The 24,337-nt window shown below is 63.1% G+C and carries 23 protein-coding genes; 15 read left to right on the top strand and 8 right to left on the bottom strand.

The features are described from left to right. Nucleotides 1–47: 47 nt before the first annotated feature. The 10 genes from pssA (at nt 48) to rimI (ending at nt 10,873) form a co-directional block, all read left to right on the top strand. On the top strand, nt 48–830 hold the full coding sequence (gene pssA / locus WDB66_RS10235; protein WP_339398475.1) for a CDP-diacylglycerol--serine O-phosphatidyltransferase: 783 nt from the start codon (nt 48–50) through the stop codon (nt 828–830). Next, on the top strand, nt 827–2,563 hold the full coding sequence (locus WDB66_RS10230) for an ATP-binding SpoIIE family protein phosphatase (protein ID WP_339398474.1): 1,737 nt from the start codon (nt 827–829) through the stop codon (nt 2,561–2,563). The genes pssA and WDB66_RS10230 overlap by 4 nt, the downstream gene beginning before the upstream one ends. After that, nucleotides 2,563–2,883, top strand: a complete 321-nt coding sequence (locus WDB66_RS10225) for an STAS domain-containing protein (protein WP_339398473.1) — start codon at nt 2,563–2,565, stop codon at nt 2,881–2,883. Before WDB66_RS10230 ends, WDB66_RS10225 begins: the two co-directional genes overlap by 1 nt. Before the next feature lie 4 nt (nt 2,884–2,887). Next, nucleotides 2,888–3,685: an MlaE family ABC transporter permease gene (locus WDB66_RS10220; protein WP_339398472.1), complete on the top strand. Its 798-nt coding sequence runs from the start codon at nt 2,888–2,890 to the stop codon at nt 3,683–3,685. Nucleotides 3,686–3,797: 112 nt separating this feature from the next. Then, on the top strand, nt 3,798–4,649 hold the full coding sequence (locus WDB66_RS10215) for an ABC transporter ATP-binding protein (protein WP_339398471.1): 852 nt from the start codon (nt 3,798–3,800) through the stop codon (nt 4,647–4,649). Nucleotides 4,650–4,766: 117 nt separating this feature from the next. Then, nucleotides 4,767–7,931: a M36 family metallopeptidase gene (locus WDB66_RS10210; protein WP_339398470.1), complete on the top strand. Its 3,165-nt coding sequence runs from the start codon at nt 4,767–4,769 to the stop codon at nt 7,929–7,931. 152 nt (nt 7,932–8,083) lie between these two features. Beyond that, nucleotides 8,084–9,001 carry an MlaD family protein gene (locus tag WDB66_RS10205; RefSeq protein ID WP_339398469.1) on the top strand — a complete coding sequence of 306 codons (918 nt, stop codon included), beginning with the start codon at nt 8,084–8,086 and terminating at the stop codon, nt 8,999–9,001. Next, complete coding sequence (locus tag WDB66_RS10200) at nt 8,998–9,663, top strand: ABC-type transport auxiliary lipoprotein family protein (protein WP_339398468.1); 666 nt, start codon at nt 8,998–9,000, stop codon at nt 9,661–9,663. Before WDB66_RS10205 ends, WDB66_RS10200 begins: the two co-directional genes overlap by 4 nt. Further along, nucleotides 9,663–10,376: a hypothetical protein gene (locus WDB66_RS10195; protein WP_339398467.1), complete on the top strand. Its 714-nt coding sequence runs from the start codon at nt 9,663–9,665 to the stop codon at nt 10,374–10,376. The genes WDB66_RS10200 and WDB66_RS10195 overlap by 1 nt, the downstream gene beginning before the upstream one ends. Further along, nucleotides 10,376–10,873 (top strand): ribosomal protein S18-alanine N-acetyltransferase, encoded by a 498-nt coding sequence (rimI, locus tag WDB66_RS10190; RefSeq protein WP_339398466.1) that lies wholly within the window; start codon nt 10,376–10,378, stop codon nt 10,871–10,873. Before WDB66_RS10195 ends, rimI begins: the two co-directional genes overlap by 1 nt. 143 nt (nt 10,874–11,016) lie before the next feature. On the opposite strand, the gene WDB66_RS10185 is transcribed toward rimI, so the two are convergent. The 5 genes from WDB66_RS10185 to WDB66_RS10165 form a co-directional block, all read right to left on the bottom strand. Then, the gene (locus WDB66_RS10185) at nt 11,017–11,916 is read right to left on the bottom strand and encodes a prepilin peptidase (protein ID WP_339398568.1); all 900 of its coding nucleotides are present in this window, start codon (nt 11,914–11,916) and stop codon (nt 11,017–11,019) included. A gap of 16 nt (nt 11,917–11,932) precedes the next feature. Next, complete coding sequence (locus WDB66_RS10180) at nt 11,933–13,186, bottom strand: type II secretion system F family protein (protein WP_339398465.1); 1,254 nt, start codon at nt 13,184–13,186, stop codon at nt 11,933–11,935. A 1,236-nt stretch (nt 13,187–14,422) separates the two neighbouring features. Continuing rightward, a complete protein-coding gene (gene pilB / locus WDB66_RS10175) occupies nt 14,423–16,153 on the bottom strand; it encodes a type IV-A pilus assembly ATPase PilB (protein WP_339398464.1) in 1,731 nt (576 codons plus the stop codon). Nucleotides 16,154–16,558: 405 nt separating this feature from the next. Beyond that, nucleotides 16,559–16,969: a type II toxin-antitoxin system VapC family toxin gene (locus WDB66_RS10170; RefSeq protein ID WP_339398463.1), complete on the bottom strand. Its 411-nt coding sequence runs from the start codon at nt 16,967–16,969 to the stop codon at nt 16,559–16,561. Beyond that, complete coding sequence (locus WDB66_RS10165) at nt 16,966–17,229, bottom strand: antitoxin (protein WP_339398462.1); 264 nt, start codon at nt 17,227–17,229, stop codon at nt 16,966–16,968. The genes WDB66_RS10170 and WDB66_RS10165 overlap by 4 nt, the downstream gene beginning before the upstream one ends. A 479-nt stretch (nt 17,230–17,708) precedes the next feature. On the opposite strand from WDB66_RS10165, the gene WDB66_RS10160 reads away from it, so the two are divergent. Continuing rightward, on the top strand, nt 17,709–17,984 hold the full coding sequence (locus WDB66_RS10160; RefSeq protein WP_339398461.1) for a hypothetical protein: 276 nt from the start codon (nt 17,709–17,711) through the stop codon (nt 17,982–17,984). A 156-nt stretch (nt 17,985–18,140) separates the two neighbouring features. On the opposite strand, the gene WDB66_RS10150 is transcribed toward WDB66_RS10160, so the two are convergent. The 3 genes from WDB66_RS10150 to WDB66_RS10140 form a co-directional block, all read right to left on the bottom strand. Then, nucleotides 18,141–18,557: a type II toxin-antitoxin system RelE/ParE family toxin gene (locus WDB66_RS10150; RefSeq protein WP_489670854.1), complete on the bottom strand. Its 417-nt coding sequence runs from the start codon at nt 18,555–18,557 to the stop codon at nt 18,141–18,143. Nucleotides 18,558–18,565: 8 nt separating this feature from the next. After that, entirely contained in the window at nt 18,566–18,814 is a 249-nt protein-coding gene (locus WDB66_RS10145; RefSeq protein ID WP_339398460.1) for an antitoxin, read from the bottom strand. A gap of 164 nt (nt 18,815–18,978) precedes the next feature. After that, nucleotides 18,979–19,941: an IS1595 family transposase gene (locus WDB66_RS10140; protein ID WP_339398459.1), complete on the bottom strand. Its 963-nt coding sequence runs from the start codon at nt 19,939–19,941 to the stop codon at nt 18,979–18,981. A gap of 348 nt (nt 19,942–20,289) precedes the next feature. Between WDB66_RS10140 and WDB66_RS10135 the strand changes: the two genes are divergently transcribed. The 4 genes from WDB66_RS10135 (at nt 20,290) to WDB66_RS10120 (ending at nt 24,259) form a co-directional block, all read left to right on the top strand. Continuing rightward, nucleotides 20,290–20,610 (top strand): helix-turn-helix domain-containing protein, encoded by a 321-nt coding sequence (locus WDB66_RS10135; protein WP_339398458.1) that lies wholly within the window; start codon nt 20,290–20,292, stop codon nt 20,608–20,610. Between the two features lie 643 nt (nt 20,611–21,253). Then, the gene (locus WDB66_RS10130) at nt 21,254–21,679 is read left to right on the top strand and encodes a pilin (RefSeq protein WP_339398457.1); all 426 of its coding nucleotides are present in this window, start codon (nt 21,254–21,256) and stop codon (nt 21,677–21,679) included. A gap of 153 nt (nt 21,680–21,832) precedes the next feature. After that, nucleotides 21,833–22,237, top strand: coding sequence for a pilin (locus tag WDB66_RS10125; protein ID WP_339398456.1), 405 nt, complete (start codon nt 21,833–21,835; stop codon nt 22,235–22,237). Nucleotides 22,238–22,303: 66 nt separating this feature from the next. Next, on the top strand, nt 22,304–24,259 hold the full coding sequence (locus tag WDB66_RS10120; protein WP_339398455.1) for a hypothetical protein: 1,956 nt from the start codon (nt 22,304–22,306) through the stop codon (nt 24,257–24,259). Nucleotides 24,260–24,337: the final 78 nt, after the last annotated feature.

Genomic DNA, 24,337 nt, shown 5'->3' with positions numbered 1-24,337 from the left:
GCGATGCATCCGGGCTAAACTGGCCGCAGAACCCGTCAGGATTGCCCATGGACAACCCGGAAATCCCATCCACACCACGCCGTCGCGGTATCTATCTGCTGCCGAACCTGTTCACCTCCGGCGGCCTGTTTGCCGGTTTCTACGCGATCATCGCGGCCTCGCAGGGACGTTTCTCCGAAGCCAGCATCGCGGTGTTCGTGGCCGCCGTGCTGGACGGACTGGACGGGCGCATTGCACGTCTGACCGGCACCCAGAGCGAATTCGGCGTGCAGTACGACTCGCTCGCGGATCTGGTCAGTTTCGGCATGGCGCCGGCGCTGGTGATGTACCACTGGTCGCTGTCGAGCCTGCAGTTCTCCGGGCCTGTGGCCGGCAAGATCGGTTGGGCCGCGGCCTTCCTTTACGCCGCCTGCGCCGCGTTGCGGCTGGCGCGCTTCAATACCCAGGTAGGCGTGGTCGACAAGCGCTGGTTCATCGGTCTGGCCAGTCCAGCCGCTGCGGCGGTGATGATGTCCTTCATCTGGACCCTGGACAGCCGCCTCAATATGAGCGGTGCGCAAGTGCCGTGGCTGGCGCTCGGGGTGACGGTGGTGGCCGGTCTGCTGATGGTCAGCCGGGTGCGCTACACCAGCTTCAAGAGCCTGCCGTTCGGTGGTCGGGTGCCGTTCGTCACGGTGTTGCTGGCACTGGGCCTGCTGTTGCTGCTGGCGATCGACACCGCGCGCGTGCTGCTGGCCGGTTCCACGCTGTACCTGTTGTCCGGTCCGGTGGGCTGGATCTGGGGCCGGATCAAGCGCGGGCGCGCCACGCCGCCTGCAAGCGGTGGATGAACGCGCAGGCCGGCAGCGCGGTGCAGGATCCAGCTGCGGCGCCGCTGCCGCCGGCCGAATTGCTGGCCTTTTTGGCCGAAGTCAGCCAGCAGCTGGCGGTCTCGGTTGATCTTGAGCGCACCCTGCGCGAATCCAGCGCCTATGTCGCGCGCTATCTGGATGCCGAAGCGGTCAGCGTGTTCCTGGTCGATGCCGAACAAGGCGTGCTCGAATGCCGCGCCTGTCAGGGGCCGGTCGATATCCTCGGCCTGCGCGTGCCGATGGGGCAGGGCATCGTCGGGCGCACCGTGGCCGACAATGCCTGCCAGATGGTGCGCGACGCCTATGCCGATCCGGATTTCGCCGGCAAGGTCGATGCCCAGACCGGCTTCGTCACGCGCAGCGTGCTGTGCGCGCCGCTGAATACCGCGCAGGGTGTGATCGGCGCGATCGAGGTCATCAACAAGCGCGGCGGCCAGCTGTTCGGTGATGAAGACCGCACCGCGCTGCTGCTGCTGGCCGCGCCGATGGCGCTGGCGCTCAATATCGCGCGCATGGCCGGCGAGCTGGTCGAACAGAACCGCATCAAGCGAGAACTCGGCATGGCGCGCCGGCTGCAACGCTCGCTGCTGCCACGTCGCCGCCGTGGCAACTATCCATTGCGCGCGCTGAATCTGGCAGCGCAGGAAATCTCCGGCGACTTCTACGACTTCTTCGACCTGCCCGATGGCCGTATCGCCTTCACCGTCGGCGATGTCGCCGGCAAGGGGCTGGACGCCGCGTTCCTGATGGTGCGCTGCGCCAGTCTGCTGCGCTGGGCCGGCAAGGAGGGCCTGCGGCCGTCGGATTGGCTGGCCAGCGTCAACGACGAGCTGGGTGAGGCCATCGCGCCGGGCATGTTCGTCTGCGCCGTGGCCGGGCATTACGACCCGGCCACGCGCCGTGTGGTCTGGGCCAGCGCCGGATTCCCGCCGCTGCTGCGGGTCGATGCCGAAGGCGGGATCGAACAGTTCCCGGCTGAAGGCCCGCCGCTGGGCATCCTGCGCCGCATGGTGTTTCCCGAACAGGAAACCTGCCTGCACCACGCCAGCCTGCTGTTGTTCTCCGACGGCGTCACCGATGTGCGCGATGCCGGCGGCCAGCCGCTGGGCGTGGACGGGGTTGAACAGCTGATCGGCGAACTGGGCGACGGCGTGCCCGAAGCGCGGCTGCGCGCGATGGTGCGGCGCCTGCGCGCGATGGGTGTCACCGACGACATCACCCTGATGCTGATTTCCGGCGATCTGCCGCAGGATGCCGATGGCGAACACCTGCTGCACCGCATCTTCCCGGCGCAACCGGGCGAACTGGCCGCGATGCGCCGCGCGCTGGTGTCGGCGCTGGCACGCGCGGGCGTTGATGCCGAACTGCGATCAGCGCTGGTGCTGGCGGTGGACGAGGCCTGCACCAACATCATCCGCCACGGCTACGATGGCGATCAGGACGGCCACATCGAACTGCTCCTGCGGCGCGACGGCGAGACGCTGGAGTTCGAGCTGCTGGACCAGGCCCCACCCTGCGACCCGGCCGGCATCGGCCCGCGTGATCTGGCCGATTGCCGCCCCGGCGGGCTGGGCATGAATTTCATCGACAGCCTGATGGATGATTGGCAGCTGCGCCCGCGCGAGGACAGCGCCGGCAACCGCTTCCTCATGCGCAAGCGGCTGGCGCATGATCCGGCCGGCTACGACGCACAGACACACGGGGATACGTGATGAGCCAATGCAGTACACGCATCGAAGGGGATACCGCCGTGGTGGCGCTGGGCGGTGAAGTCGATCTGTCCTGGTCGGCGCAGGTGCGGCGCGAAGTGCTCGACGCGCTGACCCGCGCGCCGCGCGTGGCGGTGGATCTTTCCGCCGTCAGCTATATCGATTCCTCCGGTATCGCGGCGCTGGTCGAAGGCTTCCAGAACGCACGCGGCAAAGGCCAGCCGTTCGAACTGGTGTCGGTCAGCGCACCGGTGCTGGCGGTGCTGAAACTGGCGCGGCTGGACCAGGTCTTCCAGATCCGTGATGCGCAGGAGGCGGGCTGAAGCCATGGATCTGGTGCTGGCGCCGCTGGAACGCATCGGGCGACGCGTCAGCGCCGCCATCGCGGGCCTGGGCCACGGCGCGATGCTGCTGCTGGAATCGCTGTGGTTCATGGGCTGGGGCTGGCGCCGCGGCCAGCCGGTACGGCTGAAGATGGTGTTCGAACAGATGCGACAGGTCGGCGTGGACGCGATCCCCATCGTCTGCCTGCTGGCGCTGACCATTGGCGTGATGCTGGGCATCCAGTTCATCGCCGCGCTGTCGGAGTTTGGTGCGCAAAGCCAGGTGATCGTGGCTTCGGCCAAATCGATCACGCGCGAATTCGGCGCGCTGATCACCGGCATCGTCGTGGCCGGGCGCAGCGGCTCCGCGCTGGCGGCCCGTTTGGGTTCGATGGTGGTGTCGCAGGAAGTGGATGCCTTGTCGGCGATCGGCATCGAGCCGGTGCGCTACCTCGTGGCGCCGGCGCTGGTCGCGATGCTGGTGATGCTGCCGGTGCTCACGGTGATGGCCGATGTGGTCGCAATCCTGGGCGCCGGGCTGTATTCGATGGGACCGCTCGACATCAGCCTTTATGGCTATCTGGCACAAACCCTGGACCTGCTGGAACCGCGCGACATCTGGGAAGGCGTGTCCAAGAGCGTGGTGTTCGGCATGCTGATCACGCTGATCGGCTGCAGCGTTGGATTCTCCGTCAGCGGCGGCGCCGAAGGCGTCGGCCGCGCCACCACCCGCGCCGTGGTGCTGTCGATCAGCGCGCTGGTGATCGCGGACATGTTGTTTTCGTTTTTCCTGAATAGGTAGGGCCGGGAATGGGGAGTGGGGAATGGGGAATCGTTGAGGCGGCGGCGATGGCTGATACGGTTTGTGTCGGATGGTTTGCACCGCACCTGTACGACGGAGTGGAAGCCTGAAAATGCCTGATAACGTCCCTCCGACTCCCGATTCCCCACTCCCCATTCCCGCCCCCGCGAACGCGGAGGCCCTGATCGAAGTCTCCGGCCTGGAAGCCTGGTACGGCCGCCGCCGCATCCTGCACGGCATCGACTTCCGCCTGGAGCCTGGCGAGATCCGCGTCATCATGGGCGGCTCCGGTTCCGGCAAGAGCACGTTGCTGCGGCACCTGATCGGCCTGCAGAGGCCGCGGGCCGGCACGGTCAAGCTGCTCGGTGTGGATCTGGCTCGCGCCAGCGCGCAGCAACTGCTGGCCTTGCGCCGCAAGATCGGCGTCAGCTTCCAGGGCGGCGCGCTGTTCACCTCGATGAGCGTGGGCGACAACGTCGCGCTGCCGCTGCGCGAACACACCAATCTGGACGAAAACACCATCCGCATCATGAGCCGGCTCAAGCTGGAAGTGGTCAACCTCGGCGGCTTCCAGGACCTGATGCCGAGCCAGCTTTCCGGCGGCATGGTCAAACGCGCGGCGCTGGCCCGTGCGATTGTCATGGACCCGAAGCTGATGTTCTTCGACGAACCCTCCGCCGGGCTGGATCCGGTGGTCTCGGCTGAACTGGACGAACTGATCCTGCAACTGCGCGACGCCATGCGCATGAGCATCGTCGTGGTCACGCACGAACTGGAATCGGCCTTCAAGATCGCCGACACCATCACCGTGCTCGATCAGGGCCAGGTATTGATGACCGGCACCGCCGCCGCCGTGCGCGCCTCCGACAACGAACGCATCCAGGACCTGCTCAACCGCCGCCCGCGCGAAGTCGAAATCAACGTCGACGACTACCTGCGTCGCTTGACCGAAGAGGAAGCCTGAGCCTGAGCACTCAGTTTGATGATCCGCGTGGCATGGAGCGGGTGATGTTGCCCTGCGTATTGCGTGATGCGGCCACTGTGACAGAATCGACCGATTGCCCATCGTTCAGGAAGCTCCATGTCCGTCTTGTCTCGTCCGCTGCAACGTAGCGCTCTTGCCTTCTGCATTCTCACCCTGCTGGCAACGCCGGCGCTGGCATTCACCGAGCGGGACGACACCAAGCACGCACGCCATTTCGATGCGCGTCCGATGTCTTCCGACGCAGTTCCCCGGGCTGCGGCTGGTGTGCAGGCGGCTGCCATAAGCGAACTGCGCCTCTCGGTGCCGGAGCTGGCGGTGGAGATCGATCCGGTGACCGGTGCCACGCGCTCGCTGTCCAGCCGCGTGGGCTATTTGACTGGTCCGGCGCCGGGCGGTGATGTGAAGGACACCGCGTTGGCCTTCGTGCGGGACAATATCGACGCACTCGGTCTGGGCCTTGCCGACATGACCGAATTCGAGATCACCGACGATGTTCCGAGCGCGGCCAGCGGCATCCGCCATCTGTATCTGCGGCAGATGCATCAGGGCCTGCCGGTCTACAACGGCCAACTGCATATCAACATCGATCGCGACGGCAGCATCCTGTCACTCAACAATCAGTTCGTGCCCGGCCTCGCATTGGCAGTGAACCACACCCGGCCGGCGCTGGATGCGCAGCAGGCCGTGGTGTCCGCAGCCCTGCAACTGCAACGCGTGGTCGGCCCGATCAGCCACACCAGCCGCACCGCCTCGGTCCGACAGATCACCACACTGCACGCGCCGCAGCTGTCGGAAAAGCCGATCGAAGCCGGTTTGATGCTGTTGCCGGTAGCACCCGGCGAGGTCCGCCTGGTATGGAATTTCCCGCTGTGGCTGGCCGATGGCAGTGATGTGGCCGACTTCAACGTCGATGCGCATACCGGCGAGGTCTGGACCCGCATCAGCTGGGCCGCCGATGCCGATTACGACGTGTTCGGGGTGCCGGTTGAAAGTCCGTCGCATGCCAACCCGCCGGCGCCAGCCGATGGCCGCGTGCGGCTCAGCGATCCGCATCTGACCCTGGCCTCGCCCTTCGGTTGGCATGACACCAACGCAGCCGCCGGTGCCGAATACACGATCACGCGCGGCAACAACGTCTACGCCTATACCGATACCAGCGCCAGCGACCAACCCGACCCCAACGGCTCTCCGGACTGTGGCGTTGCACTGAATTGCACGTTTGTGCTGGATCTGACGGCGCAGCCCGGCAGCTACAAAGCGGCGGCGGTGGCCAACCTGTTCTACATGAACAACGTCATCCACGATGTCACCTATGCCTTCGGTTTCGATGAAGTCAGCGGCAACTTCCAGGTCAACAACTATGGTCGCGGTGGCCTGGGTGGCGATGCGGTGAATGCCGAAGCGCAGGACGGGGAGCGCATGAACAACGCCAACTTCTGGACGCCACCGGATGGGCAGCAGCCGCGCATGCAGATGTTCCTGTGGGACCAGACCAGTCCGCAGCGCGATGGTGATTTCGAGAACGGCATCATTACGCATGAATACGGTCACGGCATTTCCAATCGCCTGGTCGGTGGGCCGTCCAATACCAGTTGCCTGGGCAATGATCAGCAGCCCGGTGAAGGTCTTTCGGACTGGTGGGCGCTGTATTTCACCCATCCGCATGACACCAGCGCTGCGGCGCGCGTGCGTGGCATCGGCACCTATGTGCTGGGCCAGCCGCCCAGCGGTCCCGGGATCCGCGCTGAGCGCTACGACGGCAATCCCGAGCCCAATTCCAACAGCTGGACCTACGCCTCGATCGGCGGCGCGGCGGTTCCGCACGGGGTCGGATCGCGCTGGGCGCAGGCGTACTGGTACGCCACCTGGGCGCTGATCGATGCGCACGGCTACGATCCGGGCCTGGCCAGTTTCACCGGCACTGCGGCGGATGCGGGCAACATCCGGGCGATGTACTACTCAATCGAAGGGCTGAAGAACACCGCATGCAGCCCCAGCTTCATCAACGTGCGAGACGGCATCCTGCAGGCGGCGGCCGCCGCCGAACCCTACAACGGTGAGGATGTGTGCCGGCTGTGGCAGGCGTTCGCGGATTTCGGGTTGGGTGTGGATGCATCGACTTCCGGCCCGCACAGTCGGACCGCCACCAACGGCTTCGCGATTCCAGCCTCGTGCAGCCTCCTCGGCACACCGGCGCCGTCGCAGGCGATCTGTGCCGGCGATGTCGCGCAGTACCAGATCAGCCTGGGTGCCGCGTTCGAAGCTCCAGTGTCGCTGAGCGTCGCGGATGCGCCGGCGGGCACCAGCGCCAGCTTCGATCCGAATCCTGTCACCGTGGTGCCCGGAGGCAGCACGCTGAGCCTTGGCGATACCGCCGGTCTTGCAGCGGGAAGCTACGGGTTCGCTGTCAATGCCGCCGGCGCCGAAGCACTGCCATTGACGTTGCAGGTCAGCACGGCGTTGCCCGGGGTGCCGGTGCTGCTGGCGCCGGCTGTCGGTGAACAGGATGTGTCGCTGATGCCCAACCTGAGTTGGATGGACGCCGCCCAGGCCGAGTCTTACAACGTGGAGATCGCCACCGATGAAGTGTTTTCCAACATCGTCTACAGCCGGGTTGTGGAAGGCAACAGCCATACCGTGTCCACGTCATTGGCCAGCAGCACCCGGTATTACTGGCGGGTGCGGCCGCTCAATGCCTGTGGTGCGGGTGATTACGCGGAGGTGGCGCAGTTCACCACGCAGGAGCTGATCTGTCTGTCACCCAACGTGGCCATTCCGGACAACAGCGCCGTCGGCGTCGCTTCCTCGGTCACGCTCGCTGGCGGCCATGTGCTCAGCGATCTGGATGTGGCGTTCCGTTCCAACCACACCTGGACCGGCGATCTTGTCGTGACGTTGACGCATGAGGAGTCGGATACCGCCGTCACCCTGCTGAGCCGGCCCGGTCGTGGTTCCAGCGGTTACGGATGCAGCGGTGACAATCCGGACCTGGTGTTCGATGACGGCGAGCCAGTGCGCAGTGCCCAGAACGATTGTGCGACCGGCAATTCAGCCTATATCCCCGGTGCCAGCTATCAGCCTTTCGAGGCATTGGCCGGCTTCGAGGGTCTGGGTCTGGCCGGCACCTGGACATTGAAGGTTTCGGACAATGCCAGCGGCGATACCGGTCGCCTGTTGGAGTGGTGCCTGCGGCCGACGCGGGTGCCGTTGGAACCGGAAATCTTCAAGAACGGGTTTGAAAGCGCCGACAGCCGTGACTGAACGCGGCGCGGCGGCGGAGAGGATGTCTGGAAGCGGCTCCACATCACGGCGGTTGCGGGCACGGTGGGTGCTTCCGGCGTGACCCGGCATGACAGAACCAGCCCGGGCACGCCACACTACGTGCCCAGGCTCATTGCCGCCATGGAGCGTCCATGAAGCGCGACAACGTCAACTATGTGCTCGTCGGTCTGGCCGTGGTGGTGGGGTTCGGGCTGCTGTTCCTGACCCTGCTGACGATCACCGGCCGCAGCGGCGGCACGGTGCGCTACCACAGCTATTTCGACAACGTCACCGGCGTGCGGCTCGGCGCGCCGGTGCTGTATCAGGGGTTCCGTATCGGGCAGGTGGCCGATGTCGTGCCCGAGCGCGAGGGTGAAACACGCTACCGGGTGGAACTGGCGGTGCGCCACGACTGGCCGATTCCGGCCGACAGCGTGGCGCAGTTGCAGGCCAGCGGCTTGCTGGCCGACGTGCGGGTCGCGATCAGTGGCGGGAACAGTGGCGTGATGCTGCCCGAAGGCGCGGAGCTGCCGGCCGAACCGGGCGGCGACGTATTCGCCGCGATGAATGATCTGGCTGACGAACTCACCGTGCTGACCCGTGACCGCATCCGTCCGCTGGTCGAAACCCTGGCCACGCGGCTGGATTCGATCACCGGTTCAATCGACTCCGGCTTGCCGAGTCTGGTCAGCGAAAGCAACGCGCTGCTGGCGCGCCTGAACCAGGCCGCCGACAACGTCAATCAGTTGCTCGGCGAGGACAACCGGCGCGCGGTCGGCGGCACCCTGGCTGATCTGCGCGAGGTCACCGCCGAACTCAAGCAGACCCAGGCCCAGACCCGCAGCCTGATCCTGACCATGCACGAAACCCTGGGCGAAAACCGCCCGGAAATCCGCCAGATCGTGGTCGATCTGGAACATGCGGTCAGCACCATCGCGCAGCGCATGGATGCGGTTGCGCACCATCTGGATTCCTCCAGTCGCAATCTGGACGAATTCAGCCGCGAGATCCGCCGCAATCCCAACCGCCTGCTGTTCAGCCCCAAGGCCGACGACGTGGAGGAACGATGATCCGCCTGCCTGCACGTTTTCCGAACCTGGCGCCGTGGCTTGCCGCCTTCGCGCTGCTCCTGCTGCTGGGCGCCTGCGCCAGCGCGCCCGGCCTGCCGGAAACCACCTATTACCGCCTGCCCGACGCCGCGCCGGTGCAGCGCCTGCCCGCGCCGCTGATCGAACTGCCGATCACGGTGGAACCGTTCAGCGCCGACGGCCTGTATTCGGACCGCGCGTTGATTTATTCGCCCGATGCCGATGGCGGCCGGCTGCGCACCTATCACTACCAGCTCTGGATCGATCCTCCGGTGCGTCTGCTGCAGCGCCGTCTGCTCGGCAGCCTGCGCGAACTGGGCATCACCCGCGTGGTGGCTGATCGCCTGCCGGCGCAGATGGACGCGTTGCAGATCAGTGGCCGCATCGCGCAGCTGGAGCGCGTGGATACCGGCGAGGGCTGGCAGGTTGCGGTGGCGCTGGTGCTGCGCGCCGATCCTTCCGGTGGTGGTCGTCCCTGGGTGATCGGCCGCTACCAGCGCCAGTTGCCGGCAGAGGGCAACAGCGTGGCCGATTCGGTGCGGGCCATCGGGCTGGCACTGGACCAGATCCAGACCGAATTCTTCCAGGACCTGGTCGAACGCGTCTCGCAGCCGGCCACCGATACCGAACCGAAAATCCGCTGATGTCCGTCCAACACCTGCCCACACCCGACCGTCTCCGCCACCTGCGCGCCATGGGTTTGCAGCCGCTGCGATTGCGCGGCGTCGAGCAGGAGCAACCGCCCGTGCCGGTTCCTGCCCCTGCCCCTGCAACTTCGGCTGCATCTGCGCAGACCATTCCGAAGGCCACGGCCGGGCAGGGCGGTGGCGAGGCCTGGACATCCCCTGTGCAACACGCCGCCGCGCAGGCTTCCTCAACTCATGCGGCGGACGTGCGCGATACGGCTATCGAAGGCCCGCGCCTGCGCCTGTGGTTCGCCGATGCGCAAGCGGACGCATTGAGCGGCCCGCATCACAGACTGCTGCAGGATGTGCTGCGCAGTGTCGGCGCGATGCCGGAGCAGGCGCTGGTGATGGCATCGGATGGTTCAACATCAGCGCCAGCTGCCCGCCTCACCCCAGCAGCATCACCCAGCAGCCCGCTCGAAGCCGCTTCCGCACCCTCTCCCCCGCGCGCGGGGGAGAGGGTTGGGGTGAGGGGGCAAACTTCCAGCGCAGGCGATCCCACCACCCACGCATCCAGCCCCAACAATCTCCCCATCCTGGCCTTCGGCACCGGCGCACCGGCAGGTTCCACCCGCGTGGCGGCACTGGCACGCCTGCGCGATCCGCTGGAAAAACGCATCGCCTGGCCGATGTTGCGCGCGCTGCGACGCCGATTGCAGGGCGGCTCGTGATGAACGCCGTCACGCGCGACGAGGCCCGGACCGGCAATACCTCGATGCGCGCCATGCGCAGCACCGATCTGGAAGCGGTGATGCAGATTGAAACCGCCGCCTATCCCTACCCGTGGACGGCCGGCATCTTCCGCGATTGCCTGCTGGCCGGTCACGGCTGCTGGGTGCTGGAGCGCAGCAACGGCGACATCATCGGTTACGGCGTGCTCTCGGCCGGCGCCGGTGAAGCGCATGTGCTCAACATCTGCGTCGCGCCCTGGCAGCAGGGCCACGGTCATGGCCGGCATCTGATGCAGCGGCTGATCGATCTGGCGCGCTGGCACCGTGCCGAGCGTGTCTTCCTGGAAGTGCGCCCGTCCAACCCCGTTGCGCAGCGGCTCTACGAATCCCTGGGCTTCAACGAAATCGGCCGCCGCCCGAACTACTACCCGGACCACAACGGCCGCCGCGAAGACGCCATCGTCATGGCGATGGAACTGCTGCCGCCGGAAGGCTGATGGCAGCGCATCCCGCTGTCGGGCATCGCTTTGCTCAGCCCGACCTATGTGGTGGCTGCGTCGATCAAGGGGTGCGCGCTCTTGGTTTTATAGGTTGGTGGTGAGCGTAGCGAACCCCAACGTCTTGACGCCGATTGCCGCAGTCAACCACCCATGAAACGCAGATACGCCGCCAGCAGATCCTTGCCGTAGAACATCTGCACCCAGCCGGCGGCGGCCAGATACGGGCCGAACGGGATCGGCGTGGCGCGGTCGCGGCCCTGGATGGTGATCAGCAGCACGCCGACAATCGCGCCGATGATCGAGGACATCAGCACCACCGGCAGGATCGCCTTCCAGCCGCAGAACGCGCCGATCGCGGCCAGCAGCTTGAAATCGCCATAGCCCATGCCTTCCTTGCCGGTCAGCAACTTGAAGGCCCAGTACACGCTCCACAGCGACAGATACCCGACCGCCGCACCCAGGATCGCATCGCCGGGCGAAACGAACACCGGCCCCAGACTCAGCAGCAGGCCGAACCACAGCAGCGGCAGCGTCAGCACATCCGGCAGCAGCGTAGTGCGCGCATCGATGCCGGACATAGCGATCAGATAACCCGTCGCCACCAGCAACGCGCCGGCCTGCCAGGTAACGCCATAACGCCACACGATCAGCGCGAACAGCAGCCCGGTGAGCGCCTCCACCGCCGGGTACTGCCAGGAAATCTTCGCTTTGCAGCCACGGCACTTGCCGCCCAGCATCAGATAGCTGATCAGCGGAATGTTTTCCCACGCGGAAAGCTGGTGGCCGCATTTGGGGCAATGCGAACGCTCCACCACGATGCCCGGCGGCGGCGATGTCTCCATCTCCACAGCTTGTGGGGGAGATGGTTCGGGTGAGGAGGGAGACTCTGCCTCAACCTCCAATCCCAACACATCGCGGCTGTCGCGCTCCCACTGCCACTGCATCCGCAGCGGCAGACGCAGGATCACCACATTCAGGAAACTGCCAACCAGCAGCCCCAAAACAGCGGCGCTGGCAATTGCCAGCGCCGGGTATTCCATTAGAAGTGCAAACACGTCAGCCCAAGGTCGATGCGAGCTTGAAGATGGGGAGGTACATGCCGATCACCATGCCGCCCACGAGCGTGCCGATGAATACCATTACCATCGGCTCAATCAAGCTGGAGAGGGCATCCACCGCATTGTTGACCTCCTGCTCGTAGAACTCGGCCACCTTGATCAGCATATCGTCAAGTGCACCGGCCTCTTCACCAATGGCGGCCATCTGGATCACCATGTGCGGGAACACATCCACCTGTTTCATCGCTGTGTTGAGCTGATAGCCCACTGAAACGTCGTCGCGGATGCGCAGTGTTGCCTGTTCGTAGACGATGTTGCCGGTGGCGCCAGCAACGATATCCAGCGCCTCCACCAACGGCACGCCAGCCTTGAACGTCACTGCCAAAGTGCGCGCGAAGCGTGCAATGGCAGAGTTCTTCATGAGTTCGCCGAAAACAGGCACCTTCAAAATTGCACGGTCAAGGAAATGTGCGAATTTTCTGGAGCGTTTTTTGGCTTGGATAAAAGAAAAAATAGATCCTATAAGGATGAGCAACAGTAGCCACCAATAGCTGGTCATGAATCTGGACATATCGACCAGCATCTGTGTGAATGCTGGAAGGTCCGCACCAAAGCCCTTGAATACATCCTCAAACTGAGGAACAACGAACAAAAGCAGGATTGCGCTGACTAGAATTGCTACCGCAAAAACGACAATGGGGTAGAACATTGCCTTCTTGATCTTGCCCTTCAGCGCTTCGATGTTTTCCTTGTAGTTGGCGATGGTGTCCAGCACGGTATCCAGCACACCGGCGCTCTCACCGGCCTTCACCAGGTTCTGGTAAAGCGCATCGAACTGCATGGGGTGTTTGCCGATGGCCTCGTACAGTGTGCTGCCGCCTTCGATGCTGGCGCGGATATCGTCCAGCATTGCTTTCATGCGCGGATTTTGCTGTCCCCCCGAGATGATCTCGAACGACATCACCAGTGGCACGCCGGACTGCATCATCGTCGCGAGCTGGCGGCTGAAGACGGCGATATCACGTGCGGAAATGGTCTTGCCGGCCTGGCCGAACAGCGGCTTGGGCTTGGCCCTGACCATGTTCGGCGTGATGCCCTGCTTGCGCAGTTCCGCCTTGATCAGGCTGGCGTTCTTGCCGAGCGATTCGCCCTTCATCTTGGTGCCGCGCTTGTCGACACCGGTCCAGATGAAGGGCTGCAACGGATTCGGGTTGCGTGGTGCGGCCTTGGCGGCAGCGCGTGTGGCAGACATGGCGGGAATCCCCTCCGACCTCTAGTGTGGTGAGCAACCGAAGCGTTCGCCCTGCCCCTGATAGGGCGGCGGCACCTGCCGCCAGCTTCGCCTATGGCAACATTACCACGCCGTTCAGGAGTTTGGCGCACATGCGTGACAATTGCCTGCAAAACTGCGATGTGCGGCACTGGCCGCCTGAGTGAGCAACACTACATAGGTCGGACATCGCTGTGCTCGGCCCGGCCTATGAAGGTTGGCTGGATCAGGAAATCGCGCCCATCTACGATGTGCGCTCCTACCGAAGATGGGGTGGCGTCTGGTGCGCGTATGTCGGATCCGCTGCGCTTGATCCGACCTACGGGGTGCTGCATAGGTTGGTGGTGAGCGCATGCGAACCCCAACATCGGGAGGCCGAATACCGGGATAGCTACTGCCCGGTGTTGTAGCCCACCGTAGGTCGGATCAAGCCGCGAAGCGTTGGAGCCGACGATTCATTCCGGCAAGCCACTGTCGGCTCCACGCCTGCGGCACTTGAGCCGACCTGCGACCTACGACCTACGACCTGCGACCTACGACCTACGACCTACGACCTACGACCTACGACCTACGACCTACGACCTACGACCTACGACCTACGACCTACGACCTGCGTCTGTCGGACATCGCTGCGCTCAGCCCGACCTATGAAGGTTGGCTGGATCAGGAAATCGCGCCCATCTGCGATGTGCGCTCCTACCGAAGGTGGGGTGGCGTCTGGTGCGCGTATGTCGGATCCGCTGCGTTTGATCCGACATGCGGGGTGCTGCATAGGTTGGTGGTGAGCGTATGCGAACCCCAACATCTGGAAGCCGGGTGCCGGGATAGCTACTGCCCGGTGTTGTAGTCCACCATGGGGCGGCTCAAGCCGCGAAGCGGTGGAGCCGACGATTCATTCCGGCAAGCCACTGTCGGCTCCACGCCTGCGGCGCTTGAGCCGACCTACGACCTACGACCTACGTCTGTCGGGCATCGCTGTGCTCAGCCCGACCTATGGAACAGGTGCTCTGCGCTCAGCCCGACCTATGCGGGCTATGCATGTCGGCCCGTATCGACCACGGAAAATCCTGTAGGAGCGCACATCGCAGATGGGCGCGATTGCCTGCCAGGCACTCAGCCCGACCTATGGGGCTGGTGCTCAAATGTCGGATCCGCTGCGCTGGATCCGACCTGCGGGGTTCTGCATAGGTTCGTGGGGAGCGCGCAGCCGCGCGCCCATCAATCCTTGGTAACGCGGTTCGCTTCCACCAGGCTGATGATGCCGGCGGCGCATTTGCGCATCGCGGATTGGCGCAGGTCGTTGACGCCGGAGCGTTGCGCGGCTTCGCCGATCTGCATCGAGTTGCCGCCTTCCAGGATGATCGCCTGGATCTCCTCGGTCAGCGGCATCACCTGGTAGATGCCGGTGCGGCCCTTGTAGCCCTCGTTGCACTGGTCGCAGCCCACGGCTTCGAAGATCGTCACGCCCGCATCAATCTGGGCCTGGGTGAAGCCCTCGGCCAGCAACGCGTTGTCCGGCAGCGTCATCGGCTTCTTGCAGTGCTGGCACAGGCGCCGCGCCAGGCGCTGGGCGATCACCAGCGTCACCGAGGAGATGATGTTGAACGGCGCGATGCCCATGTTCATCAGGCGCGAAATGGTCTGCGGCGCGTCGTTGGTATGCAGTGTGGACAACACCATGTGGCCGGTCTGCGCCGCCTTCACCGCGATCTCGGCGGTTTCCAGGTCGCGGATCTCGCCCAGCATGATCACGTCCGGGTCCTGCCGCAGGAAGCTCTTCAACGCGGCGGCAAAGGTCATGCCGCGCTTGTTGTTCTGCTGCACCTGGTTGATGCCCGGCACGCGGATTTCCACCGGGTCTTCCACCGTGGAGATGTTGCGCTCATCGGTGTTGAGGATGTTCAGCGCGGTGTACAGCGACACCGTCTTGCCCGAGCCGGTGGGGCCGGTCACCAGCACCATGCCATAGGGCTTGACGATGGCATCCATGAACAGTTTTTTCTGATCGTCCTCATAGCCCAGCATGTCGATGCCCAGCTTGGCTGCGCTGCCGTCCAGGATACGCAGCACGATCTTCTCGCCGAACAGCGTCGGGCAGGAGCTGACGCGGAAGTCCATCGACTTGGTCTTGGACAGGTTCAACTTGATGCGCCCGTCCTGCGGCACGCGACGCTCGGCGATGTCCAGGCCGCTCATCACCTTCAGGCGCGAGGAAATGCGCGGATTGAGCTTGACCGGCGGCTTGGCCACGGTGCGCAGGATGCCGTCCATGCGGAAGCGCACCCGATATTCGTTTTCGTACGGCTCGAAGTGGATGTCCGAAGCGCCGCGCTTGATCGCATCCACCAGCATCTTGTTGACGAACTTGACCACCGGCGTGTCATCGCCCTTGGCATCCACGCCGCCAGCGGCATCGTCGTCGTCCTCGCCGGTGCTGGAGTCCAGATTCTCCAAACCATCATCGTCTTCACCACCGGGATCGTATTCCTCGGTGGCCATCAGCGCCTGTTCGATGCCGCGACGCAACTGGTCCGCATCCACCAGGATGGCCTCGGTGGACAAGTTGGTCTGGAACTTGATCTCGTCCAGCCCGCGCGTGTTGGTCGGGTCCGCGATGCCCACGTACAGCCGGTTGCCGCGCTTGAACAGCGGCATCGCCTGATGCGTGGTCATGGTCTGCTCGGAGACCAGCTTGGTCGGCGCCTGCTTCAGATCCAGCGAGGTCAGATCGAACAGCGGCATGCCGAACTCGACCGCATTGGCGGCCGCGATCTGCGCGGCAGTGACGAGCTTTTTCTCCGCCAGCCACAGCGGCAGCGCCTTCTTGGCCTTGGTGGCCTCGTCCTGCGCCTTGCGCGCATCGGCCTCGCCCAGGGCACCATCCATCACCAGACGGCGCGTGATGCCGGTGATACCGACAAGATTGGGGGCAGGGTTGGGCGTACTCATCGCACAGTCTCGCAAAGGCTGGATGGCGGAACTCTACTGCGAAGCGATGACAGGCTCCACAGCTGGATCATCGCTGGCTGCCAACCCTTGGCCTTGTGTGAAGAGCCACATAGACCGGGCTGAGCGCAACGATGCCCGACAGCAAGCCACTAACCGCCACCAGACCAGCCAACCGCCGCGCATCGTCTACCGGGCTCCACGTGTTGGAGTTCGCATGCGCTCACCACCAACCAACGCAGCACCCCGTAGGTCAGATCAAGCGCAGCAGATCCGACATATAAGCACCAGACGCCACCGCATCCAGCCACCCATCACACCTATCAGTTTTTTCTGGGAGCGGGCTCGCCCGCGATGGGGCTTTCCCTTCACGCCACAAATCACACCGAAAACGCAATCAACTTCCCGTCACGGTACCGCCCAATCCTCTACCCGCAACCCCGTGATGCGCTGAAATTCGCGGGTGTTGTGGGTCACCAGCGTGGCGTCTTCGGCCAAGGCATGGCTGGCTATCCAAAGATCGTTGCCGCCAATCGGTGTGCCGGCAGTCTTCAACCGTGCCGCCTGCGTCGCATAGTGGCGGCAGATCGCCGGCCCTGACGGATACCGCACCGGCACTTGTCGCGCCAATGCATCCAATCGATGCAACACATCTTCCCGTCGAACACTGCGCTCGGCACCCTGCAGCAACTCCGCCCAGGTGACAAATGACATGCCCAGGGCGCTTTCCTGCGGCAACGCATCAATGCGTTGTGCCACCGATGGCGGGTGATTCTTGATCAGATAGATCAGGATGTTGGTATCCAGCAGATAGATCACAGCGGCTCGCGCTCCTGAGCGGGTGCAGAGGCCTGGCGGTCCTCTTCCAGCGCGGCGATGAATCCTTCATCCGCTTCCGCCACAGCTCGCAACGCCTGCAACAGCGCCTCACCGCGCTGTGGATGCAGCGGATGCAGCACCAGATCCCCCTGCGCATTGCGGGATATGGCAACGCGATCAGTATCCAGCCGGAACGCGGCGGGGATGCGAACCGCCTGGCTGTTGCCATTGTTGAACACTCTTGTAGTCATCGTGCTCATGACTGGCTCCATGTAAACACATTGATGTGTGTATGTTCGGCCGATTCCGTAAAAACCGCAAGCCGCAGTGTCCCGGAAATCAGCCGGATTCCACGTGTTGGGGCCCCCCCCAGATCAAGCCCGTGCTCATCACCAGCCTATGCAGCACCATAGGTCGGGCTGAGCGCAGCGATGCCCGACAGCACAACAACACATGCCACCATGTCCAGCCCATCGTCACGCACAACTTGCCGGCTTCCCGATGTTGGGGTTCGCTCCGCTCACCACCAACCTATGCAGGGCGTAGGCCGGATCAAGCGCAGCGGATCCGACATATGAAGTCATCACCAACCTATGCACCGATTGCGGCAGCGCCATCCTGCGCTATCCTTGCCGGCATGACTTGTCCCACTCCGCCTTCAAGCAGTCACGTCCAAGCCCGGCGCGAGGCCATCAGGCAATCGGAAGCGCGGTACAAAGGGTTGCGGGAAGTTCACCGCATGCTCGCCCGGGACATCGAACAGTTGGACGAGCCAGCACACGCCCAGTTGATCGAGCGCGCGCTGGCGCGCATCCAGACCTGGGAAGACAGCGGTATTGCCAGTCCTTACTACATACGCACCTGGCGGCGAATCCTTGCGCACCCCGCTACACACATCCCTAGCATGTTGAGCGGGGATCAAGCTAATGCGCTCGTGCAAAACTCCCCGTTCGGGTTTGCTTTCAGCCAGCCCAAGTACCGCGAGGTACTGAATCTTGCCCAGCAACAAGACTGACGGCGGCAGCACTCATCTTGCCAAGGTTGGGGAACTGCTCGTCGAAGCGAGCAGGATCTCCGCTCACAAGGAATTCGTCGTCATTGGCAGCCTGTCCGTACTGGCGTCCACGCTGGCGCCCCCGGCACGCATGGTGATGTCCATCGACGTGGACTTCTATCCACGCCTTGATCCTGGGCGAGCTTCGGAAATCGCACGTGAACTTGGCCCGGAATCAGCCTTTGCCGAACGATTTGGCCTGTACGCCGATGCGGTATCACCGCAACTGGCGGCACTGCCGGACGGCTGGGAGGGTACCCGCGCCAGCAGGTCCATGCGCTCATGCAGAATCGCCACCACCCATGCAGGTGCACCCTTGCGTGGAAGGCAGAAAACATAGTGATGCCCGCAGCGCGCCATGCGCAGTCCCGGATACAGCGAACTCATATCGCTGAAGCCGCCTTCACCGTTGGCGATCCGTGCCATTGACAGTTCCAGCGCAGCCACATAGCGCCGCACCTGATCCACACCCCAGGTCTTGCGCGTGTAGCGGATGATCGAGCGCAGATCCGCTTCTGCGTCATCCGTCAACACATAGGCGCTCACTCGCTGCGGTCCAGCTCTTCATCGAGAACCTGCGCCACGCTCTTGCTGGACACCTTGCCTGCTTGGCCCGCCTGGATACGGGCAGCAAGCAATGACTTCAATTCCTGCCAGGCCGCATCATCGCCGGTATCGGCAGGAAACAGCCGCTCCAACGCGAATTGCCGGATGGTCTTGCCTTGCAGCGCGGCCATTATCTTCAGGCTCTGATGCTGCTCATCGCTGATATCAATGGTCAAACGGCTCATGCAGTGCTCCTCGGGTTGCAGAAACCCACATTACCAGATACCCACATTCCGACGTGGTCGGCCCGGTCTTCTGGTGTTGGGGTTCGCATGTACTCACCGCCAACCTATGCAAGCCGGCCTGTACCGCCCACCGCATCTTCGGTAGGCCTGATTAGCCCCATCCCTCAGCCATGAAAGTTGTTCGCCAAGCGCAGAACCCGCTCCGGACAAGGCTTGCAGCGCGTCAGCGCCGTCGCCAGCCGTGGCAGCATGTCGCGCAGGCGGAATCTGCGGTTGAAGCGATACGCAGCTTCGGCCAGGTAGCGACGCGCGTACTTGGCCTGACGCACCGCGTGGTACACGCCGCTGATGGCACGCTTGGCGTTGGCCAGCACCACATTCGCCCAACACGCGCCTTTGGCCTGCGTCGCGGCGCGACCACCGCCGGTGACCAACGTGGTGTGCGCGTGCCCGGCCTCTTCCAGTTGCCGGAAGCAGGCCAGGCCATCGGTATAGACCTCGCATTCCGGTTCCAGCCGGCGCTCGATCCAGTCCCGGAGCGACGCGTTGTCGAACGCCTTCACAGGCTCGATCACGGCGAAGACGGGGTATTCCAGGTTCTCGTCCGTCTGTACGGCGATGAGGAAGGGCTGCTTGTTCTCCGATCCGCGCCCGGGCTTGCCACCGTTGCGCTCACCGCCCAGGTAGGCGTCGTCGATCTGTACGAAACCCTTGAGTTTCCTGGGTTCTTCCCGCTCCAACATGGCCTGCATGATCTTGTGCTTGAGCCGCCAGGCGGCCTTGTAGTTCACCCCCAGGTGGCGCATGAGCTCCAGCGCCGCCATGTTGGTCTTGGTCGCAGTGAGCAGGTAGATCGCCTGGAACCACGTGGTCAGCGGCAATCGGGTGGAGGCGAGCAAAGTGCCGCTGGTCAGCGTGGTCTGATGGCGACAGGCGCGGCATTGGTAGTACACCGTCGTTCCACGCCGGAAGCGCGAGCGGGCTCGGCCCTCGCACTTCGGGCAACGAAACCCCTGCGGCCAACGCCACTGATACAAGGCCCGGTAGCACTTGGCCTCGGTGCCATAGCGTTGGATGAACTCGTTCATCGACAACCCGTGTTGGAACTGCACGACATTGATGCCCATGTCCCTCCTCCTGCGTGTTCGGCGGGGGCATCGTCTCGCAGCGGCGTCTCATATCCTGAGACGGCTGGCTGAGGGATGGGGCTAATCAGGTCGGTAGGAGCGCACATCGAAGATGGGCGCGATTTCCTGATCCAGCCAAACCGCATAGGTCGGGCTGAGCGCCGAGATGCCCGACAGCACAACAACACTGCCACCATATCCAGCCCATCGTCACGCACAACTTGCCGGCTTCCCGATGTTGGGGTTCGCTCCGCTCACCACCAACCTATGCAGGGCGTAGGCCGGATCAAGCGCAGCGGATCCGACATACTGAACTGGAGTCAGGTGCGACGACAGACAGATATGGCCATGGCAAAAAAACTCGATGACATCATGGCCGCAATGCCGAAAGAACGCCGCCAGCGGGTGGAAGATCGCGCCATGGAACTGGCCACGCTGAAAGACCTGCGCCGGGCTGCGCAGCAGACCCAGGAGCAATTGGCAGCCACCCTTGGCGTCCGTCAGGACACCATCTCACGCTTGGAAAAGCGCAGTGACATGCTGCTCTCAACCCTGCGTCACTACGTGGAAGGCATGGGTGGCAGGCTCGATCTCGTAGCGCAGTTCCCCAACCGGCCGCCGGTGGTGATACAGCACCTGGGCATCAACGAAACCACACCTGACACTTGATGCTTGATGGGCATGCAGTGCCCCACATTCGACAACCACCCACCCACGCAACACCCCGGTAGGTCGGATCAAGCGCAGCGGATCCGACATATGAACCAGACGCCACCCCATCTCCGGTAGGAGCACACATCGAAGATGGGCGCGACTTCCTGATCCAGCCAAACCGCATAGGTCGGGCTGAGCGCAGCGATGCCCGACAGCAAAGCAGCACCGCCACCGTACCCAATCCACCGCCGCGCATCGCCTGCCGGGTTCCACGCGTTGGGGTTCGCATGCGCTCACCGCCAACCTATGCTGTGGTCGCGGCAACACTCCATGCAAAACGGCACCACCCCACCATCCGCCCATCCACGTCACAATGTGACACATCACGACACGCACCTGTCTGGACCCCAAACGTCACTGTGTGACCCCCATCACCCACGGCTTCTCCATACGCGTCCTGCGGTCTGTCACAACTGTGAACTGCCACATGCTTCCCCGGTATCAGCACATGCAAAACCACCGTTGGCACGCTTCCTGCTACATTGATCCCGCCGGTGCAACGTCTGGCCTCCCGGCCAAGGACAAGGCGCAAGAGCCCAGTCCGAGCACCTAGGCAGTTAGCTAACCTATCCATATGTTTTCCAAGAGGAAATTTCCCATGAAGACGATTCAGAAGGGCTTCACCTTGATCGAACTGATGATCGTGGTTGCGATCATCGCCATCCTGGCCGCTATTGCGCTGCCGGCTTATCAGGACTACATCGCCAAGTCGCAGTCCACTGCTGGTCTGGCTGACATTCGTGGTGGCGTGACCGCGTTTGAAGAGGGTATCCAGTCTGGTGTCAATGGTTCCGGTACTCCTGCTGTGGGTGATATCGGTCTTGCTGCGTCCACGCCGCGTTGCAGCACTATTGCTGCGGCCGGTGCTTGGAACGCCGCCAACGGCCAAACGATTACCTGCACCCTGCGCGGCAACCCGCGTGTCCACGGTTCTACCGTTACGCTGACGCGCAGTGGCAGCGGCCAGTGGCCGTGCACCTCGAATATCGCAGCTAACAAGCACAAGCCAAACGGTTGCGGCTAATGATGTGCGGGCTTGGGCAAGCACGCTGGACAGTTGAGTGACAGGTGCTTGCCTGCCTTGCCTGAACCTGAAAACCCCGCCCATCGGCGGGGTTTTCTCTTTGCAGCAGGTTTCGAGGGTTTTGGTGAGTCGATTCTTTTTGGGGGATAAAAGATGAAGAACCAGGGCTTTACATTGATCGAACTGATGATCGTGGTGGCGATCATCGCCATCCTGGTGGCTATCGCGTTGCCGGCCTACCAGAACTACACCATCAAGGCGCAGCTCACCAGCGCTCTGGCCGAAATTGCCGCTGGGAAAACCATGTTCGAATCCCGCCTCCTGGCCGATAGCGTCGCCAGTGCCACCCCTGCCGATGTCGGTCTTCCAGCCAGCACGCCGCGCTGTAGTACGATAGCGCTGACGCCGGGGGATACGGGCGAGATCACCTGTACGGTGCGCGGTGCGCCGCCCATCCACGGCTCAATCTTGCGTCTGGTTCGGACCAGCTCTGGCCAATGGCAATGCCAGGTGGCGGCAGGCACCCCGGACAAATACAAACCCAATCACTGCCTGTGATGCGGCGGGAGGGGACACTACCCCGCCGGTATTGACGGCAGCGACACCTGGCCTGAGTGAAGCTGGATGAAAAAGTCTCTGCTGTTCGATGCGCGCGCGTGGTGCGCTCTTCTTTTGTTGGTTGTGGGCCTTGCTTTCTGGCCGGGCCTGAGCGGCGGTTTCATTTTCGACGACTGGTCTGCATTGGTCGAGAATCCTCGTCTTCATATAGAAACCGTGGATGCCGAATCGCTCAAGCGAGCCGCAACCTCGTTTGAACCTGGCGGAACCTTTGGTGCCCGCCCCCTGGTAATGCTCAGCTTTGGCCTGAACCATGCGATCCACGGCATGGATCCTTGGGGTTACAAGCTGGTCGGGTGGCTAGTCCATTTGATCAACAGCCTCCTGGTGTTTGCCTTCGTCCGCCGTGTGGTGCAGCAGGCGGCGCCTCAGACCCCTGTGCGGCTGTCTGGGGCAAGCACCACAACTGCGATGTTGCCCAGCCCCGTCGTTGTTGCAGGTGTGGTCGCATTGCTGTGGGCCATTCATCCACTCCAGGTGTCTTCCGTGCTGTACGTGGTGCAACGCATGGAGACGCTTTCGATCACGTTTGTGCTGGCCGCGCTGCTGACGTATCTGCGCGGCCGGATCAACCAGATTGAAGGCAGACCGGGCTGGCCTTGGCTGTTGGCCTGTATTCCGCTGGTTTTGCTGGGTTGGGCCTCGAAGGAATCGGCGGTGCTATTCCCAGCATTTGCTTTGGCATTGGAGCTGAGCGTGCTGGGGTTCGCTGCTCGGAAGGCCTCCATTGCCCGTTTGTGGCGATGGGGGTTTGGAATATCGACCTCCATCGCCATTCTGGTGTTCTTCCTTGTGGTGCTGCCGCACTACTGGAGCCCGGAAACAATCACTGGCCGTAACTTTAACACCGCCGAGCGCCTGTTCACCCAGCTCCGGGTGTTGTGCACGTATCTATGGCAAATCGTTCTGCCTTTGCCGTCTTCGATGCCGTTTTATTACGATAATTACACCGTATCCACAAGCCTGTTCAGCCCGGCCACCACGCTGCTCAGTGCGCTGTTCCTTGCGGGCCTGTTGACATCTGCATTTGCGCTGCGCCAGCGCGCTCCACTTTATTCGTTTGGCGTCCTGTTGTTCTTTGCCGCTCATGCGATCACCAGCAATGTGGTTGCTCTGGAACTGGTCTTCGAGCATCGCAATTACTTCGCCCTGCTGGGTGTGTTACTGGCACTGACTGCCTTGTTCCTGAAACTGCCTGTACGGGACAAATTCGCCGCACAGTGGGGGGGCGCGGTGCTGTTGTGCGTGATGGCGTTGTTCTTGACCGTGATTCGTGCAGCCACCTGGGGCGATCAGCTTCATCTTGCCAGTGACCTGGCCGACAAGAACCCGCATTCCGCCCGAGCCAGCGCTGACCTTGCCACCTACTATTCCGGGATGGCAGATGGTTATTCCAATTCGCCGTTCAATGACTTCGCCATGCGCGAATTCGAGCGTGGCTCACTCTTGCCCGGCAGCTCCATCGTCAGCGACCAGGGTTTGCTCCTGGTGGCCACCCGTGCGGGACGGCCGGTGTATCCGGTATGGTGGGATCGACTGATAGCAAAGCTCAACACCCAGCCGATCACCCCCGATACCACCCATGCCATGTTCGGATTGCTGCGCAACCGACTCAATGATGTTCCGCTGGATGATGACAAACTGGTGGATGCATTCTTGGCCATGTTCAACCGGGTAGGGTTTCCCGCATACAGCTATGCCCAATTCGGTGAGTACGTGATTGTGCATGTGGGAGACCAGGTCTTGGCAGACCAGATCTACGCACTTGCTACCCGAGCCAGTAAAGATGACCCGGATTACATGAGAAGGATGGTGGAAGTGCTTCTTGAGGACGGGCATGTGCGTCAGGCCAGGGTGGTTGCATCCACCGCTGCTGAAATGGGAGTGGTTTTGGATATTGAATTGCCACCGGATCCTAATTCAGACCGGGATGAAGGCTTGACTGCCCCGGGTTCTGATTAGCGGCGGATTCAACCGCGAAGTGCAACGCGTGAGTGGTGAAAGAATACCTCGAAAGGGGTGAGGAAGCGGTGGCGTTTC

Origin of the sequence: Denitratimonas organivorans (assembly GCF_037478135.1) — a bacterium.
Lineage (GTDB): Bacteria > Pseudomonadota > Gammaproteobacteria > Xanthomonadales > Xanthomonadaceae > Denitratimonas.
The sequence above is the reverse complement of the archived record's forward strand: the minus strand, read 5'-3'. Positions and strand labels throughout refer to the sequence as shown.

What these genes read in the sequence shown, in the direction of transcription:
- pssA (WP_339398475.1), top strand. Translation starts at nt 48, where the DNA reads ATGGACAACCCGGAAATCCCATCCACACCACGCCGTCGCGGTATCTAT.
- WDB66_RS10230 (WP_339398474.1), top strand. Translation starts at nt 827, where the DNA reads ATGAACGCGCAGGCCGGCAGCGCGGTGCAGGATCCAGCTGCGGCGCCG.
- WDB66_RS10225 (WP_339398473.1), top strand. Translation starts at nt 2,563, where the DNA reads ATGAGCCAATGCAGTACACGCATCGAAGGGGATACCGCCGTGGTGGCG.
- WDB66_RS10220 (WP_339398472.1), top strand. Translation starts at nt 2,888, where the DNA reads ATGGATCTGGTGCTGGCGCCGCTGGAACGCATCGGGCGACGCGTCAGC.
- WDB66_RS10215 (WP_339398471.1), top strand. Translation starts at nt 3,798, where the DNA reads ATGCCTGATAACGTCCCTCCGACTCCCGATTCCCCACTCCCCATTCCC.
- WDB66_RS10210 (WP_339398470.1), top strand. Translation starts at nt 4,767, where the DNA reads ATGTCCGTCTTGTCTCGTCCGCTGCAACGTAGCGCTCTTGCCTTCTGC.
- WDB66_RS10205 (WP_339398469.1), top strand. Translation starts at nt 8,084, where the DNA reads ATGAAGCGCGACAACGTCAACTATGTGCTCGTCGGTCTGGCCGTGGTG.
- WDB66_RS10200 (WP_339398468.1), top strand. Translation starts at nt 8,998, where the DNA reads ATGATCCGCCTGCCTGCACGTTTTCCGAACCTGGCGCCGTGGCTTGCC.
- WDB66_RS10195 (WP_339398467.1), top strand. Translation starts at nt 9,663, where the DNA reads ATGTCCGTCCAACACCTGCCCACACCCGACCGTCTCCGCCACCTGCGC.
- rimI (WP_339398466.1), top strand. Translation starts at nt 10,376, where the DNA reads ATGAACGCCGTCACGCGCGACGAGGCCCGGACCGGCAATACCTCGATG.
- WDB66_RS10185 (WP_339398568.1), bottom strand. Translation starts at nt 11,916, where the DNA reads ATGGAATACCCGGCGCTGGCAATTGCCAGCGCCGCTGTTTTGGGGCTG.
- WDB66_RS10180 (WP_339398465.1), bottom strand. Translation starts at nt 13,186, where the DNA reads ATGTCTGCCACACGCGCTGCCGCCAAGGCCGCACCACGCAACCCGAAT.
- pilB (WP_339398464.1), bottom strand. Translation starts at nt 16,153, where the DNA reads ATGAGTACGCCCAACCCTGCCCCCAATCTTGTCGGTATCACCGGCATC.
- WDB66_RS10165 (WP_339398462.1), bottom strand. Translation starts at nt 17,229, where the DNA reads ATGAGCACGATGACTACAAGAGTGTTCAACAATGGCAACAGCCAGGCG.
- WDB66_RS10160 (WP_339398461.1), top strand. Translation starts at nt 17,709, where the DNA reads ATGCTCGCCCGGGACATCGAACAGTTGGACGAGCCAGCACACGCCCAG.
- WDB66_RS10145 (WP_339398460.1), bottom strand. Translation starts at nt 18,814, where the DNA reads ATGAGCCGTTTGACCATTGATATCAGCGATGAGCAGCATCAGAGCCTG.
- WDB66_RS10140 (WP_339398459.1), bottom strand. Translation starts at nt 19,941, where the DNA reads ATGGGCATCAATGTCGTGCAGTTCCAACACGGGTTGTCGATGAACGAG.
- WDB66_RS10135 (WP_339398458.1), top strand. Translation starts at nt 20,290, where the DNA reads ATGGCAAAAAAACTCGATGACATCATGGCCGCAATGCCGAAAGAACGC.
- WDB66_RS10130 (WP_339398457.1), top strand. Translation starts at nt 21,254, where the DNA reads ATGAAGACGATTCAGAAGGGCTTCACCTTGATCGAACTGATGATCGTG.
- WDB66_RS10125 (WP_339398456.1), top strand. Translation starts at nt 21,833, where the DNA reads ATGAAGAACCAGGGCTTTACATTGATCGAACTGATGATCGTGGTGGCG.
- WDB66_RS10120 (WP_339398455.1), top strand. Translation starts at nt 22,304, where the DNA reads ATGAAAAAGTCTCTGCTGTTCGATGCGCGCGCGTGGTGCGCTCTTCTT.